14 protein-coding genes are annotated in these 14263 nt (G+C 63.6%); 13 read left to right on the top strand and 1 reads right to left on the bottom strand.

Translation table 11 applies throughout. From position 1 onward, the window contains the following. The first annotated feature begins 55 nt into the window (after window positions 1-55). Window positions 56-670, top strand: a complete 615-nt coding sequence (locus K1567_RS26385) for a TetR/AcrR family transcriptional regulator (protein WP_034099013.1) — start codon at window positions 56-58, stop codon at window positions 668-670. Window positions 671-728: 58 nt separating this feature from the next. Here K1567_RS26385 and K1567_RS26390 read toward each other — a convergent pair whose 3' ends face one another. Next, complete coding sequence (locus K1567_RS26390) at window positions 729-3479, bottom strand: glycoside hydrolase family 3 C-terminal domain-containing protein (RefSeq protein WP_220698996.1); 2751 nt, start codon at window positions 3477-3479, stop codon at window positions 729-731. Window positions 3480-3986: 507 nt separating this feature from the next. On the opposite strand from K1567_RS26390, the gene K1567_RS26395 reads away from it, so the two are divergent. The 12 genes from K1567_RS26395 to gspD all read left to right on the top strand — a co-directional run bounded on the left by K1567_RS26395 (window position 3987) and on the right by gspD (window position 14169). Continuing rightward, entirely contained in the window at window positions 3987-4214 is a 228-nt protein-coding gene (locus K1567_RS26395) for a hypothetical protein (RefSeq protein ID WP_034099010.1), read from the top strand. A gap of 92 nt (window positions 4215-4306) precedes the next feature. Beyond that, on the top strand, window positions 4307-6025 hold the full coding sequence (gene gspE, locus K1567_RS26400) for a type II secretion system ATPase GspE (protein WP_220698997.1): 1719 nt from the start codon (window positions 4307-4309) through the stop codon (window positions 6023-6025). After that, on the top strand, window positions 6022-7224 hold the full coding sequence (gene gspF, locus K1567_RS26405; RefSeq protein ID WP_169903928.1) for a type II secretion system inner membrane protein GspF: 1203 nt from the start codon (window positions 6022-6024) through the stop codon (window positions 7222-7224). The genes gspE and gspF overlap by 4 nt, the downstream gene beginning before the upstream one ends. A 20-nt stretch (window positions 7225-7244) precedes the next feature. Beyond that, on the top strand, window positions 7245-7670 hold the full coding sequence (gspG, locus tag K1567_RS26410; protein ID WP_034111054.1) for a type II secretion system major pseudopilin GspG: 426 nt from the start codon (window positions 7245-7247) through the stop codon (window positions 7668-7670). 3 nt (window positions 7671-7673) lie between these two features. After that, entirely contained in the window at window positions 7674-8105 is a 432-nt protein-coding gene (locus tag K1567_RS26415; protein WP_220698998.1) for a type II secretion system protein, read from the top strand. Continuing rightward, on the top strand, window positions 8102-8458 hold the full coding sequence (locus K1567_RS26420; protein ID WP_034111052.1) for a prepilin-type N-terminal cleavage/methylation domain-containing protein: 357 nt from the start codon (window positions 8102-8104) through the stop codon (window positions 8456-8458). Before K1567_RS26415 ends, K1567_RS26420 begins: the two co-directional genes overlap by 4 nt. Next, on the top strand, window positions 8455-9084 hold the full coding sequence (locus K1567_RS26425; RefSeq protein ID WP_034098998.1) for a prepilin-type N-terminal cleavage/methylation domain-containing protein: 630 nt from the start codon (window positions 8455-8457) through the stop codon (window positions 9082-9084). The genes K1567_RS26420 and K1567_RS26425 overlap by 4 nt, the downstream gene beginning before the upstream one ends. Continuing rightward, window positions 9081-9806 carry a general secretion pathway protein GspK gene (locus tag K1567_RS26430; protein WP_220698999.1) on the top strand — a complete coding sequence of 242 codons (726 nt, stop codon included), beginning with the start codon at window positions 9081-9083 and terminating at the stop codon, window positions 9804-9806. Before K1567_RS26425 ends, K1567_RS26430 begins: the two co-directional genes overlap by 4 nt. Next, window positions 9803-10846 (top strand): type II secretion system protein GspL, encoded by a 1044-nt coding sequence (locus K1567_RS26435; RefSeq protein WP_034098995.1) that lies wholly within the window; start codon window positions 9803-9805, stop codon window positions 10844-10846. The genes K1567_RS26430 and K1567_RS26435 overlap by 4 nt, the downstream gene beginning before the upstream one ends. Then, entirely contained in the window at window positions 10821-11432 is a 612-nt protein-coding gene (gene gspM, locus K1567_RS26440) for a type II secretion system protein GspM (protein WP_047882625.1), read from the top strand. The genes K1567_RS26435 and gspM overlap by 26 nt, the downstream gene beginning before the upstream one ends. After that, entirely contained in the window at window positions 11429-11953 is a 525-nt protein-coding gene (locus tag K1567_RS26445) for a general secretion pathway protein GspN (protein ID WP_034098993.1), read from the top strand. The genes gspM and K1567_RS26445 overlap by 4 nt, the downstream gene beginning before the upstream one ends. Continuing rightward, on the top strand, window positions 11950-14169 hold the full coding sequence (gene gspD / locus K1567_RS26450) for a type II secretion system secretin GspD (protein ID WP_047882623.1): 2220 nt from the start codon (window positions 11950-11952) through the stop codon (window positions 14167-14169). The genes K1567_RS26445 and gspD overlap by 4 nt, the downstream gene beginning before the upstream one ends. Window positions 14170-14263 lie beyond the last annotated feature (94 nt).

Below are 14263 nucleotides of genomic sequence, written 5' to 3' on the forward strand. Positions count from 1 at the left end.
TGCGGCTCATGGGCATTTTGGATAGGGTGCATACCTGCCCCCCCAGGATGCCCCCATGACCGATCCCGCTCCTAAAACCCGTCGCGCCCCCAAAGGTGAAAAACGCCGCGAAGAGCTGCTGGACGCGGCCTTGCAGGTGTTTTCCCGCGAAGGTTACAGCGGCGCGTCCGTGGCGCGGGTGGCGGCGGTTGCCGGTCTCTCGGTGGCGGGGTTGCTGCATCACTATCCCAGCAAGATCTCGTTGCTGATGGGCGTGCTGCAACGGCGTGACGAGATTAATCAGCGGATCGCCGATCAAGTGCGCGCCGAGAAGACGCTGTGCGGGTTGCTCGGCAGCCTGCGGGCGATCAATGCCGCGAACGCCAATGCGCCGGGGGTAGTGCGCGCGTTCACCATTCTCAATGCCGAAAGCCTGCTCGATGCACAGCCGGCCTGGGCCTGGTTCCAGCAACGCTATGAGGGGATCCAACGACGTTTGCAGGGACAGTTCGCCGATCTCGTGGCGGCGGGGGAAGTGCGCAGCGATGTGGACATCCCTGGGCTGGTGGAAGAAATCCTGGCCATGATGGATGGCCTGCAGATCCAGTGGCTGCGGTTTCCCGAGCGGGTGGACCTGGTGGCGCGCTTCGATACCTACCTTGCGCGGGTCGAAGCGGCCATCAGAACCTGAGCCGAACGCGGGTCAAGTGTGAGAGGGCGCAAGCCCAGCCACACTCGACCGCGCTGGATCAGTTACCTGCAGCGCTGCCCTGGCTGCTGTCATCACTCATGTCATAGCCATCACCGTCGCTGGTGCCGCTGTCGCCTTGGTTTTGATGCAGCACGCCGCCGGTCTTGACCGTCGATTCACGCAACGTCGAGTTCAGCGCCGAACGTGGCAGCGGGTTGCTGGTGCCGGTCGACAGTTCCTGGCGGAACGGGTTGACCAGCTTGGCGTTCAGGCGAATGTCCTGGGACGACGCGCCCACCGACAGGGTGAAACTGTCGGCGTCCACCACCCAGTGCTTGCTCGCCACGTCGTAGTAGGCCAGCGAGCGGTCATTGAGCTCGATGGTGACGCGCTTGCTTTCGCCCGGCTTGAGGAACACTTTTTTGTAGCCCTTGAGTTCCTTCAGCGCGCGTTCGACTTTCGGGTTGTTCTGCCCCACATACAATTGCGCCACTTCGGCGCCGCCCACCTTGCCGGTGTTGGCCAGGTCGAACGAGACTTTGATCGGCGCACCGGCCACCGCCACCCCAGGGGTGACGCTGATATTGCTGTAGCCAAACGTGGTGTACGACAAGCCGTAGCCGAACGGGTAGAGCGGTTTGATGCCCTTTTTCTCGTAGCCGCGATAACCCAGGAACAGGTCGTCCTTGTAGCTCATCTCGTCCAGGGTTTCCTGGTTGTCGAACTTGGGGAAGGTCGCGTAGATCGGGTTGTCTTCGATATTGCGTTCGATGCTGATCGGCAGTTTGGCCGACGGGTTGACCTTGCCCAGCAGGATCTCCGCCAACGCCTGGCCACCGTTCTGTCCAGGGTAGAACGCATGCAGCGCGGCCGGCACTTGATCGACCCAGTCGCTCATCTTCAACCCGGTGCCGCCGTGCAGGGTGATGACGGTGTTCGGGTTGACCTTGGCGATGCTCTGGATCAGCAGGTTCTGATATTCCGGTAGATCGAAGCTGTGGTCGAAGCCTTCGCCTTCGTACTCGTTGCTGTTACCGGCCGCGACCAGTACCGCGTCGTAGTTGGCCAGGTCCTTTGGCGCCACCAACGAAGCCCAGCTCATCTGCACGCCCACTAGGCCGCCCATGGTCGAGAGGTAGCCATTGCGACGCGAGTATTCCAGCTTGATGTCGACCGGTTTGCCGGCCTCCAGCTTGACCTTGGCAAACACCGGAATGGTCGGCGGGATGCTGTTGTTGGGCAGCGGCTTGCCGTCGCCGTTATCGAGGACTTTCTGGCCGTTCACGTACAGGCGCACCGCACCGTCGGCGCGCACCTTGAACACCTGCTCGCCGCTGACTGTCGGGGTAATCTGGCCACTGTAGCGGATGGATGTGGCGGCGGTGTCGCCATTGACCTGCAGGCTGTCGGTGGACCAGTCCAGGTCGACATGCTGGTCCGTGCGGCGCGCGGCCGGGTCGCCGGACCAGTTGGCGTTGCTGAAGAACTCGGTCTTCAGGCCCTTGACGGGGTTGCCGTCGCTGTCGGCGTGGGTCCAGGTCGAGGTGGCCGGGTCCAGGGACAGGCCGTCGATAAACTCCACCTTGGCGCCCGGCGCCAATTGCTGCAGGCCGCTCAGCTCGCTGATGTAGTTGGCTGCCATTACGTTGGCACTGCCGAAACCGGTGGGCGGCGCGTACTTGGCGAGGCTGCCGACCACGGCGATGCGCTTGACCTTCTTGGCATCCAGCGGCAGCAGGTTGTTCTGGTTCTTGAGCAGCACAATGCCTTCGCGCGCGGCATTCAGCGCCACGCGGTTGCTGGTGGCGCTGTTCATATTGTGGCTGGTCAACGGCGCCTTGCTGTCGAACTTGTACAGGTAGATCTGCTTGAGGATGCGCCGCACTTTGTCATCAATGGTCGCGCTGCTCAGTTCGCCGCTGTCCAGGTACGGCTTGAGCACCGTGCTGTTCATCTGGTAGCCCATCATGTCCAGATCGGTGCCGGCCTGGGCTGCGGGCAAGCCATCGACCACCGCGTTGTAGTCGCTCTGCACAAAGCCCGGATAGCCCCATTCGGTTTTCAGAATGTCGTGCATCAGGTGCTTGTTCTGGCAGGCGAACTCGCCGTTCACTTTCTGGAAGGCGCACATCATCATCGCGACTTTGCTGTTCTTGGACGCGGATTCGAACGGCGGCAACGTCATCTCGCGCAGCACGCGTTCGCTGATGATTTCATTGAGGTGGAAGCGGTTGCTTTCCTGATCGTTGGCGGCGAAATGCTTGGCATTGGCCCACACGCCACGGGACTGGATACCGTTGATCAACGCAGGACCCAGGCTGGCGCCGAGGAACGGGTCTTCACCGGACAGGTACTCGAACGCGCGGCCGCTGTACGGCATGCGGTACAGGTTCACACCGGGGCCGGTGACGAACTGGTAGCCGCCGCTGGCAGTGTCATAACCCAGCGCCCGGCCCAAGTCGATGGCGCGGCGCGGGTTCCAGCTGGCTGCCAGGTTCGGGCCCGACGGGTACACCACGCCCTGGGCATTGCCTTCGCTGGTGTAGCGCACGCCCACGCCACCGTCGGCGCCGTGGATCTGTGGAATGCCGTACTGGCTCAGGGGTTTGACGTCCCAGCCACCGATACCGCCGATGTAGGCGAGTTTTTCCTCCATGGTCATCTTCGCCAGGGTTTTATCCGCCGCTGTTTCCGCGCGGCTCATTCGGCCCTCGTCCAGCGCCGGGCTGGTGCCCGCATGCACTTGGGACACAGCCAGGGCCAGCAGGGCGAGCGCCGACTGCGCACCGATCTTTTTGCGTTTACTCATGGGTTTCTCCGACAACAACAGTTCAATCAATAGGCGCGTTAAACAACAGTGTTTTCTGCGCACTCATCACTTTTTTAAGGGCAATAGTTGCCCCTGATCGCAATTTTTAGCCGATGGCTAATTGCAACTACTTGGCGAAATTCGCGAATGTATTAGTTGGAAATTGTATTGATTATTCTTGTGGATGGTGTCTATGCGATATCACGCGATGGCATTTTGAATCGCAAAAACGTCACAATTAAGGCAATTCTTGCGCTTATAAGTCAAATAAAAGCTATTTTTTGCGCAAAATAAGAAATAATTTCTTACGCTTTGGAACTTACGCTAAACCTACAAGTCGATTGGTTTAAGAAAATATATGCAGTCATGGCGAACTAATGGCGTTGCCCGATAGTTCTAAAGTGCCATGTTTCATACAGGCTGTAACACTTCCTGCTTTGGTGTAGGGTCTTGAACTTAGTCAAGGCGCCGCTTGAGCCGAACGCTGTTTTTATCTGGAGAATATTTATGAAAGTTTCCCTGTTGGGTGCCGGTATTGTGCTGGGCGTTGCATTGAGTGGCGCGGCCATGGCCGCCGACTCCACCGATGCAGATGCCCAGTCTGGCGCTGCCGATTCCACGGTGCTGACCCAGACCCACGATGCCAAAGCCGCCAAGAAACAAAAGGCTGAAACCACCAAGGGCGGTCGCCCACTGAACAGCAGCCACCAGGCCGCGCCGAAAACCTCGAACTAACGGGAAAGCCGGTCGCCTGTGGGAGATGGCAAGCGCCATTCCCACAGGCCTTATGAACATAGCCCCTCAGATAGCCCCTCAGACCGTCACCCATGTCCAACCCTTCAACGCCCATCGATGCCTGCCAGACCCCCCTCCCGGAGACCGACCAAGTCTGCGCCTGGCTGATGCGGCACGCCGGCCTGAAAACCGTCGATCTGGAGCGTGCTCGCCGTCTGGCTCAGGCGTCCGCCGACGACGATTTGCTCGGCCTGCTCACGCGTCTGGGGCTGGTTTCCGAAGTCGAACTGGCGCGCGCCTGGGCTCAATTGCTCGGCGCGCCGCTGCTGTTGGCCGAGGCCGCGCCCGCGCTGCTCGATCCGTTACCGGTGTTGACCGAGCGCTTTATGCGTCATTACCAAGTGGTGCCGGTGGGGTGGCAAGAAGGCGGGCTGACGGTGCTGTCGGCCAACCCGGCGCAACGCTACGCTTTCCAGGCCCTGGCCTATGCCTGCGGGGTGCCGGTGTGGCTGGCGGTGGGGCCGCGCACCGAAGTCGATACCTTGATCGAGCGCTATTACGGCCAGGGCCGTTCGACCATGGGCACCTTGATCGAAAACCTCGATGAGCAGGGCGGCGCCTTGGAAGACATCGAACACCTCAAGGACATGGCCTCCGAAGCGCCGGTGATACGGTTGGTCAACCTGATCCTGCAACGCGCCGTCGAGCAGCGCGCCTCGGACATCCATATCGAACCGTTCGAGAACCAACTCAAGGTGCGCTACCGCATCGATGGCGTGCTGCATGACGCCGAAGCGCCGCCGTCCAGCTCGTCGGCGGCGGTGATTTCCCGAGTAAAGATCATGGCGCGCCTGGACATCGCCGAGCGCCGCCTGCCCCAGGACGGGCGCATCATGCTGCGCATCCAGGGCAAGGAACTGGACCTGCGCGTGTCCACGGTGCCCACCAGTTTTGGCGAGTCGGTGGTGATGCGTTTGCTCGACCGCCAGACCGTACGCTTCGACTTCCAGAGCCTGGGCTTCGACGGCGAGCGCCTGCAAACCTTTCTCGATGTGCTGGAGCGGCCCCACGGCATTCTGCTGGTCACCGGCCCGACCGGCTCGGGAAAAACCACCACGTTGTACACCGCGCTGTCGCGGCTCAATACCGCCGAACGCAAGATCATCACCGTGGAAGACCCGGTGGAATACCAACTCGAAGGCATCAACCAGATCCAGGTCAAACCCGCCATCGGCCTGGATTTTGCCGGTGCGTTGCGCTCTATCGTGCGTCAGGACCCGGACGTGATCATGATCGGCGAGATCCGCGACCTGGAGACCTGCCGCATCGCGATCCAATCGTCGTTGACCGGGCACCTGGTGCTGTCGACCCTGCACACCAACAGCGCGGCGGCGAGTATCACGCGCCTGCTGGACATGGGCGTGGAGAGCTACCTGATCGCCTCGACGGTCAACGGCATCCTCGCCCAGCGCCTGGTGCGCCGCCTGGACCCGGCCACGCGCGTAGCCTTCGAAGCACCGCCTGAATTGATCGCGGAACATGGCTTGGATCGCCTGACGGACCGACGTCCGATTGTGCTCTATCGCCCCGGCACTGGTGGTTATCGCGGCCGTAGCGCCATCACCGAATTGCTGGTGATGAATGACGAACTGCGCAGCCTGCTGATGCGCCAGGCCGACGCTGCCACCCTCGAACATGCGGCGCGCCGCAGCGGCCTGCGTACCCTGCACGAAGAAGGCTTGCGCCAGGCGCTGGCCGGCATCACCTCGCTGGAAGAAGTGCTGCGCGTCACGCGTGGGGAGGGCACGTGAGCCTGTTCAAATACCGCGCGCTCGATGCTCAGGGTGCGCCGCACAACGGCACCCTCGACGCGAAGGATCAACCCACTGCCGTGACCCTGCTGCAAAAGCGCGGCCTGCTGGTGCTGCAGGTCGAGCCAGCGGGCCTCAGTGGCCTGCATAAAGCCCTGGGCCGTGGCCAGCTCAACGGCGCCGCCCTGGTCAGCTTTACCCAGCAACTGGCCACGTTGCTCGGCGCCGGGCAACCCTTGGAGCGCGCCCTTGGCATTCTGCTCAAGCAACCCGGCCAACCGCAGACCCGCGCGCTGATCGAGCGCATCCGCGAACAGGTCAAGGCCGGCCAGCCGTTATCCAAAGCCCTGGAAGCAGAGGGCGGGCAGTTCTCGCCGCTGTACCTGAGCATGGTGCGCGCCGGCGAGGCGGGCGGGGCCCTGGAAAACACCCTGCGTCAACTCAGCGACTACCTGGAACGCAGCCAGTTGCTGCGAGGCGAAGTGATCAACGCACTGATCTATCCGGCGTTTCTGGTGGTCGGCGTACTCGGTTCCCTGGCGCTGCTGCTGGCCTATGTGGTGCCGCAATTCGTGCCGATTTTCAAAGACCTTGGCGTGCCGATCCCGCTGATCACCGAAGTGATTCTGGGCCTTGGGCAGTTTCTCGGCGCCTATGGATTAGCCGTGCTGGCCGGCCTGATCGTAACGGTCTGGGTCCTGGCCGCGCGTCTGCGCGACCCCCAGTGCCGCGAACGCTATGACCGTCGCGTGCTCGGCCTGCGCGTTATCGGCCCGTTGCTGCAACGGGTCGAAGCCGCACGCCTGGCGCGCACTCTCGGCACCTTGCTCAGCAACGGCGTGGCCTTGCTGCAAGCATTGGTGATTGCGCGGCAGGTCTGCACCAACCGCGCCCTGCAAGCCCAGGTGGCCCAGGCCGCCGAGTCGGTCAAGGGCGGCGGCACCCTGGCCAGTGCGTTCGGCGCCGAGCCGCTGCTACCGGACTTGGCCCTGCAAATGATTGAAGTCGGCGAACAGGCCGGCGACCTGGACGGCATGTTGCTTAAGGTCGCCGATGTGTTCGACGTCGAAGCCAAGCGCGGCATCGACCGCTTGCTGGCCGCGCTGGTGCCGTCGCTGACCGTGGTCATGGCGGTGCTGGTGGCGGTGATCATGCTGGCGATCATGCTGCCGCTGATGAGCCTGACCAGCAATATATGAACCCATAAGGACCCACTCCCATGCGCCATACCCGATTCAAACCCGCCCGCCGCCAGGGCGGTTTTACCTTGCTGGAAATGCTCGCCGTGATCGTGCTGCTGGGCATCGTCGCGACCATCGTGGTGCGCCAGGTCGGCGGCAACGTGGACAAGGGCAAGTACGGCGCGGGCAAGGCCCAATTGGCCAGCCTGAGCATGAAGATCGAAAGCTATGGCCTGGACGTCGGCTCGCCGCCCAAGACCTTGCAGCAACTGGTCGACAAACCCGCCAACAGCGCCGGGTGGGCCGGTCCGTATGCCAAACCGTCGGACCTCAAAGACCCGTTCGGCCACGCCTTCGGTTACCGCTTCCCCGGCGAACACGGCGCCTTCGACCTGATTTTCTACGGCCAGGACGGCCAGCCCGGCGGCGATGGTTACAGCGCCGACCTGGGCAACTGGGAATAACCCATGCCCGCCCGCCAACGCGGCTTTACCCTGCTGGAAATGCTGGTGGTGATCGTACTGATCAGCGTCGCGGCCGGCTTGGTTGGGTTTGGCCTGCAACAGGGCCTGCGCGCGGCAAAGGAACGCCAGGTGGTAGGGCAGATGGTTGAAGCGCTGCTCAGCACGCGGGCGCGGGCGATTGTCAGCGGCGCCACGCAAAGCACGCTGTTCGACTTGAACACACTCAGCTTCCAAGCTCCGGATCGCCCACCCAAACACTGGCCCGCCGAGCTGCAAGTGACCCTGCACACCGCCGAGCAGGCCGGCTCCGCGATTGAGTTCTACCCCGACGGCAGCTCCACCGGCGGTCATCTGCTACTGGCCCACGGCACGCGGCGTTGGCGCATCGATATCGGCTGGCTGACCGGCAGCGTGCAATCCAAGGCGTTGCCATGAAAAAACAAGGCGGTTTCACCTTGTTGGAAATGCTCGCCGCGCTGCTGTTGATGGCCCTGTGCAGCACGGTGCTGCTGGTCGCCTTTGGCCAAAGCGCACGTTCGTTGCTGCAAGTGACCCACAGCGACCGCCTCAGCCACGCCGCCCTTAGCGTGATGGACCAGGAAGCCTCCGGGCCCCTCGCCAACGGCGTGCGCCAGGGCGAACTGGACGGCATCGCCTGGCAGTTGCGTATCGCCCAACAACCCGGACGCCTCGGCCAGCCGCATTTGTTTCGCCTCGACCTGACCGTCAGCGAAGGCCCGCGCAGCGCGCAATTCAGCACCTTGAAATTGCGCGGAGCGAGCCTGTGAACACGCGACAACAGGGCTTCACCTTGCTGGAAATTCTTATCGTCATCAGCTTGCTGGGGGTGCTGCTGGTGCTGGTCGGGGGCGCGCTGCTGGGGGCCAATCGCGCGGTGCTCAAGGCACAGCGGTACACGCTAAGCCTGGATGAAATACGCGCGGCGCAGCAGTTTCTGCGTACGTCGATCAGCGAGGCGCTGCCCTTGGATGTTACCGAGGATGACAGCCAGACCGATGGCTTCTTTGTCGGCAGCGCCCAGCGCATGCAGTTTGTCGCAACCCTGCCCGGCGTGCTCGGCGGCGGCATCCAGCGCTTTACCTTGCAGTTGACCGGCGACCAGGCGCAGCGCGATTTGCAGGTGGCGTTCGCGCGGTTTGAGTCGCCGGCCCAGGTCAGTGTGCCGGCCTCACGCGGCGAGCCGCAGGTGTTGCTCAGCGATGTCGAAGACCTGCAATTGAGCTATCGCGGCTTGTCGCCCAAGGGCCAGCCGACCGGCTGGCTCAGTGACTGGCCATGGTCGCGGCGCTTGCCCCAGACGGTGCGGATCGCCGCGCGGGTCAACGGCCCGGTGCCGTGGGTGACCCAAGTGATTGCGCTGCGCCTGAACCTATCCAGCGGGGCCGCGGAATGATCCGTCATCAACGCGGCGTCGCGTTGCTGCTGGTGCTGTGGGTATTGGCGTTGCTCAGCCTGCTGCTGGGCGGCCTGGCCGGTTGGGTGCAACTGGAAACGCGTCAGGCGGCGTGGCATCGCCAGCACACCCAGGCGGTGCTCGCGGCCGAAGCGGGTATCGCCCTGGCGATGCAGGCGTTCGCCGACCCGTTGCAGCGCAAACAGTGGATCGCCGATGGGCGCGAAATCCCATTGGTATTCGACGATGCGCAGCTGCGCGTCAGCCTGCGCAGCGAGCGCGGCAAGTTGTATTTGAACAGCGCCGAGGTGGCCGATTTTGCCCGCCTGGCCCTGGCCTGTGGTGCCAGCCAGGCCCAGGCCAACCAAGTGGCGCGGGACCTGGAGGTGCGTCGTAACCAGGGCCTGGCGCCGTTTCGCGTGGTGGAAGAACTGCGTCAATTACCGGGCATGACCCAGGCGCTGTACAGCGCACTCGTACCCGAGATCAGCCTGTGGAGCGGCCTCGACCGGCCTGACCCAGCCTTTGCCAGCGCCCTGATGCGCCTTGCCCTGAACCTGCCGCACCTGAGCGCGGTGGGCGCCGACCCCGGTGAGGTGTTGGTGATCGACAGCCACGCCGAACGGCCCGGCGGCTACCACGCCCGGTTGCAGGCCACCGTGTTATTGAGCCCCGCGCAAGGCAGCGCCCAACCTTATCGAGTACTCCGTTGGCAAGAATGAATGACTTCCTCGCGGCGCGCCTGCAACCGCTTACGGCGCCCATCGCCCAGCGCTGGCGTGGCAGCCTGTTGCAACAGGGCTGGCGACTGTGGCTCAAGGAACTGCGTGGCTGCCTGCCGCGCTGGCTGTCGCTGCACGATATCCCCGACCGGCTCTACCACTGGCCACTGACCGCCGCCGTGCCGCCAGTGGTGGGGGAGGTGCGCCAGGTGCTGTTGCTGGCTCCGCAGGCGGTGCTGATGCAAACCCTGCGGCTGCCGCCGGCGACGGCGCGCAATCTGTCCACGGTGGTGGGTTATGAATTGGATCGCTTTACCCCGTTCGATGCGGACCAACTGTACTTCGTCGCCCGCCAGGAGCGCCGCATGCCGACCCATGTCGACGTGACCGTGGTGGCGATTTTACGTGAGCGTCTGGACCAGATCCTCAGCGACTGCGCCGCCCTGGGGTTGCAGCCCCATGCCGTGGATGTGCAGGACGCTGGGGGCAACGCCCTTGGCGTCGACCTGTTGCCGCTGCCGCTGCGCCGCCGTCAGCGTCCAGCCGGCAAGGGCTTGCAGCGCAGCCTGCCGTGGCTGTGCGGCGCCTTGATGATCGGCGCCATGGTGCTGTGGCTCGATGACCGTCAACGGGTTTTGGAGGCCATGCAGCAGAGCGTGCGCGAGCAAAAAGCGCAAGTGGCCGACGTTCAAGCGTTGCGCCAGCAACTGCTTAATACCCGCGGCGCCGCGCAGTACCTGATCCGCCGCAAAATGGCGCAACCGCCGCTGTCGGCGCTGCTCAACGAACTGACCGCGTGCCTGCCGCCCGACACCTGGCTCGACCAGTTGGAAGTCGGCGACGGTGCCGAGGTGTCCTTCTCCGGCCAAAGCGCCAAGGCCAGCGCGCTGATCACTCGGATCAAAGGCTGCCGCAGCCTGGAAAACGCCCAGTTCGAAGGGGTGATCCAACCCGATGCGCAAACCGGCAAGGATCAGTTTTCCTTGCGCGCCCACCTGCACCAGGAGGCCGCTGATGCGCCGACCCCTGACACCCCGTGAACGCCGTGGCGCCGCCCTGATCGGCCTGGCTCTGGTACTCGGCGCCGTGTACTGGCTGTTGATCGACAGCTGGTTCGCCGGCCCCTTGCGCGCTATGGGCGAGCAAGCCGAGCAGTTACGCGAGCAACAACAACGCTACGCCGGGGTACTGCGCCAGGCCGACAGCCTGCGCCAACAGTTGGAGCAGGCGCGCCAGGACCCCACCAGCAGCACCAGCCTATTGCCCGGCGATGACCCCAGCGCGGTGGCCGCCGACTTGATGCAACGCATCGCCGACCTGATCAACAGCCGCGCCACTGTCGGCGGCGGTTGCAGCTTGACCCAACGCATGCCGATCACCCCGGAACAAGACGACAGCGAGCCCTATCGCCAGGTTAAAGTCAGCCTCACGCTTAATTGCGCCATCGAGCCGTTGACCGCGATTCTGTACGAGCTGGAATACCAGCGGCCGTTTCTGTTCGTTGATGAAATGAGCATTCGCCGCGCGCCGAGCGCGCCGGTCAGTGGCGGTGCCGGCAAGCTGGTGGTGCACCTGTTGGTGCGCGGCTACCTGCAACCGGCGAGCGCGCGGCAGGTGCAGCCATGATCAGTGTATTGCGCCCCCTCGAATGGGTATTGCTCGGCGTGGCCGCGCTGTTGGGCCTGCTGATGGCCGGCATTCTCAGCAGCATCGGCGACGCGCCCCAATGGCTGCCGGCGCCAGCGCCGGATGCGCGTACCCAGGCCGCGCCCAAGGTGCTGAATGCACCGAGTGCAAGTCTCGACAGCCTGGCCGGCACCTGGCAGGCGCCACTGTTCAGCCCGGATCGCAGCCCTGACCGCGCTGTCGGTCAGGCCGGTGTGTCCGGCTTTTCGAGCCTGGTGCTGACCGGCGTCCTTCTGGACGGCAACGTGCGGGTGGCGCTGCTCAAGCGCGCGGATGGCCCGCCGCTCAAAGTCCACCAGGGTCAGACCCTGCCCAACGGCTGGCGACTCGAACAGCTCACCCCACGCGACGCCCGTTTTGTGCTGGATGGCCGCACGCAAACCCTGAGCCTCAAAACCCCGCGTTTGCCGCCGCCGTCCATGACGCCCCCGATTACCCTTCCTCACGAGTCCACCCCTTGATCGATACTTTCCCTGGCGCTTTGCGCACCACTGCGTTTTGCCTGGCCACCGCCGTCACCCTCGGTGGCTGCGGGACCTTTCCCGAGCACCTGGACGCCGACCCGGCGCTGTTGCACGAAGCGTTGCAAGGCACCGGTTCGCAACGCCCGCCGGTGGACCCGACAACGGAACAGGCACCGCTCGACAATCCCCAACCCAGCGCGAAAACCCCACCCCAGCGCCAGTTGATCCGTGGCAACCAGTCCTTCGTTCGCCCCCCAAGCGCCGCACCCGCCGGTCGCGAGGAGAGCGGCGGCGACATCGTGTTCAACTTCGCCGACCAGCCCATCGAAGCGGTGATCAACAGCGTGATGGGCGACCTGCTGCACGAGAACTACAGCATCGCCCAGGGCGTGAAAGGCACTGTCAGCTTTTCCACCTCCAAGCCGGTGAATAAGCAGCAGGCGTTGTCGATCCTCGAAACCCTGTTGTCCTGGACCGACAATGCCATGATCCAGCAGGGCAACCGTTATGTGATCCTGCCGGCGAGCCAGGCGGTGGCGGGCAAACTGGTGCCGCAGATGCGCGTGGCACAGCCGTCCAGCGGGCTGTCGGCGCGGCTGTTTCCGTTGCGCTATATCTCGGCCACCGAGATGCAGAAACTGCTCAAGCCATTCGCCCGCGAGAACGCATTTTTGCTGGTGGACCCGGCGCGCAACGTACTGAGCCTGGCCGGCACTCCGGAAGAGTTGGCCAACTATCAGGACACCATCGACACCTTCGATGTGGACTGGCTCAAAGGCATGTCCGTTGGAGTGTTCGGCCTGCAACGTGCCTCGGTGGCGGAGCTGATGCCTGAGCTGCAAAAAATGTTCGGCCCCGACAGTGGCATGCCGTTGGCGGGCATGGTGCGCTTCCTGCCGATCGAGCGGACCAACTCGGTGGTGGCGATCTCGTCGCAGCCGCAGTACCTCAGCGAAGTCGGCGACTGGATTCACACCATCGATGAGGGCGGCGGCAACGAGCCGCAGATGTACGTGTATGACGTGCGCAATATGAAGGCCACCGACCTGGCCAAGTACTTGCGACAGATCTACGGCACGGGCGCGATCAAGGACGACGCCCCGGCTAAAGTCGCCCCTGGCCTGCGCACCGCGACCCTGTCATCCCCCGGCACCAACAGCACCTCCGGCAGCACGCCGGGCGGCTTGAGTAACAACTTCAATAACAACCCACCCGCCGCGGAGGATGAAGAGCAGGAGCCCGAAGCCGATCAGGACAGCACCGCCCAGGACGCCAGTGAAGGCGCCCCGACCAAAAGCCTCGACGCCGGCACCCGCATCACCGCGCAGAAGAGCAGCAACCAACTTCTGGTACGCACGCGCCCGGTGCAGTGGAAAGAGATCGAATCGGCGATCAAACGCCTCGACAACCCGCCGCTGCAAGTACAGATCGAGACGCGCATCCTCGAAGTCAAACTCACCGGTGAACTGGACCTGGGCGTGCAGTGGTACTTGGGGCGCCTGGCCGGTAATTCCACCAGCACCACCGTGGCCAACGCCGCCGGTAGCCAAGGTGCGCTGGGCGGTGGCGGGGCAGGGCTGGGGGCGACGGATTCGTTGTTCTATTCCTTCGTCAGCTCCAACCTGCAAGTGGCCCTGCACGCCCTGGAAACCAACGGCCGTACCCAAGTGCTGTCGGCGCCGTCGCTGGTGGTGATGAACAACCAACCGGCGCAGATCCAAGTGGGCGACAACATCCCCATCAGCCAGACCACGGTCAACACCGGCACCTCCGACACCACGTTGAGCAGCGTCGAATACGTGCAGACCGGTGTGATCCTCGACGTGGTGCCGCGCATCAATCCGGGCGGCCTGGTGTACATGGACATTCAGCAGCAGGTCAGCGACGCCCAGGACCAGGCCGCCAACAGCGACACGCAAAATAATCCGCGCATCTCCACACGCTCGGTCTCGACCCAAGTGGCGGTGCAGAGCGGGCAGACGGTGCTGCTCGGCGGCTTGATCAAACAGGACAACGCCGAAAGTGTCAGTGCAGTGCCCTACCTGGGGAAAATTCCGGGATTGCGCTGGTTGTTCGGCAACACCAGCAAGTCCAAGGACCGCACGGAATTAATCGTGCTGATTACACCGAGGGTGATCACCAGCAGCAGCCAGGCGCGACAGGTGACGGATGACTATCGCCAGCAGATGCAGTTGTTGCGGCCTGTTCAGTAAGCAGGTTTGAACTGCCTGCGTCATCGAAAAGGCTGGCTCATAACGCTGTGGTGAGCAGGCTTGCCCTGCGCTGGGCTGCGAAGCAGCCCCACTC

It is taken from the genome of Pseudomonas sp. S5F11 (assembly GCF_019641515.1).
Lineage (GTDB): Bacteria > Pseudomonadota > Gammaproteobacteria > Pseudomonadales > Pseudomonadaceae > Aquipseudomonas > Aquipseudomonas rhodesiae.

Bases quoted from the DNA above. Each gene is read 5' to 3' on its own strand.
- K1567_RS26385 (WP_034099013.1), top strand. From the start codon at position 56: ATGACCGATCCCGCTCCTAAAACCCGTCGCGCCCCCAAAGGTGAAAAA.
- K1567_RS26415 (WP_220698998.1), top strand. From the start codon at position 7,674: ATGCCCGCCCGCCAACGCGGCTTTACCCTGCTGGAAATGCTGGTGGTG.
- K1567_RS26390 (WP_220698996.1), bottom strand. From the start codon at position 3,479: ATGAGTAAACGCAAAAAGATCGGTGCGCAGTCGGCGCTCGCCCTGCTG.
- gspG (WP_034111054.1), top strand. From the start codon at position 7,245: ATGCGCCATACCCGATTCAAACCCGCCCGCCGCCAGGGCGGTTTTACC.
- K1567_RS26445 (WP_034098993.1), top strand. From the start codon at position 11,429: ATGATCAGTGTATTGCGCCCCCTCGAATGGGTATTGCTCGGCGTGGCC.
- K1567_RS26420 (WP_034111052.1), top strand. From the start codon at position 8,102: ATGAAAAAACAAGGCGGTTTCACCTTGTTGGAAATGCTCGCCGCGCTG.
- gspM (WP_047882625.1), top strand. From the start codon at position 10,821: ATGCGCCGACCCCTGACACCCCGTGAACGCCGTGGCGCCGCCCTGATC.
- K1567_RS26435 (WP_034098995.1), top strand. From the start codon at position 9,803: ATGAATGACTTCCTCGCGGCGCGCCTGCAACCGCTTACGGCGCCCATC.
- gspE (WP_220698997.1), top strand. From the start codon at position 4,307: ATGTCCAACCCTTCAACGCCCATCGATGCCTGCCAGACCCCCCTCCCG.
- K1567_RS26430 (WP_220698999.1), top strand. From the start codon at position 9,081: ATGATCCGTCATCAACGCGGCGTCGCGTTGCTGCTGGTGCTGTGGGTA.
- K1567_RS26395 (WP_034099010.1), top strand. From the start codon at position 3,987: ATGAAAGTTTCCCTGTTGGGTGCCGGTATTGTGCTGGGCGTTGCATTG.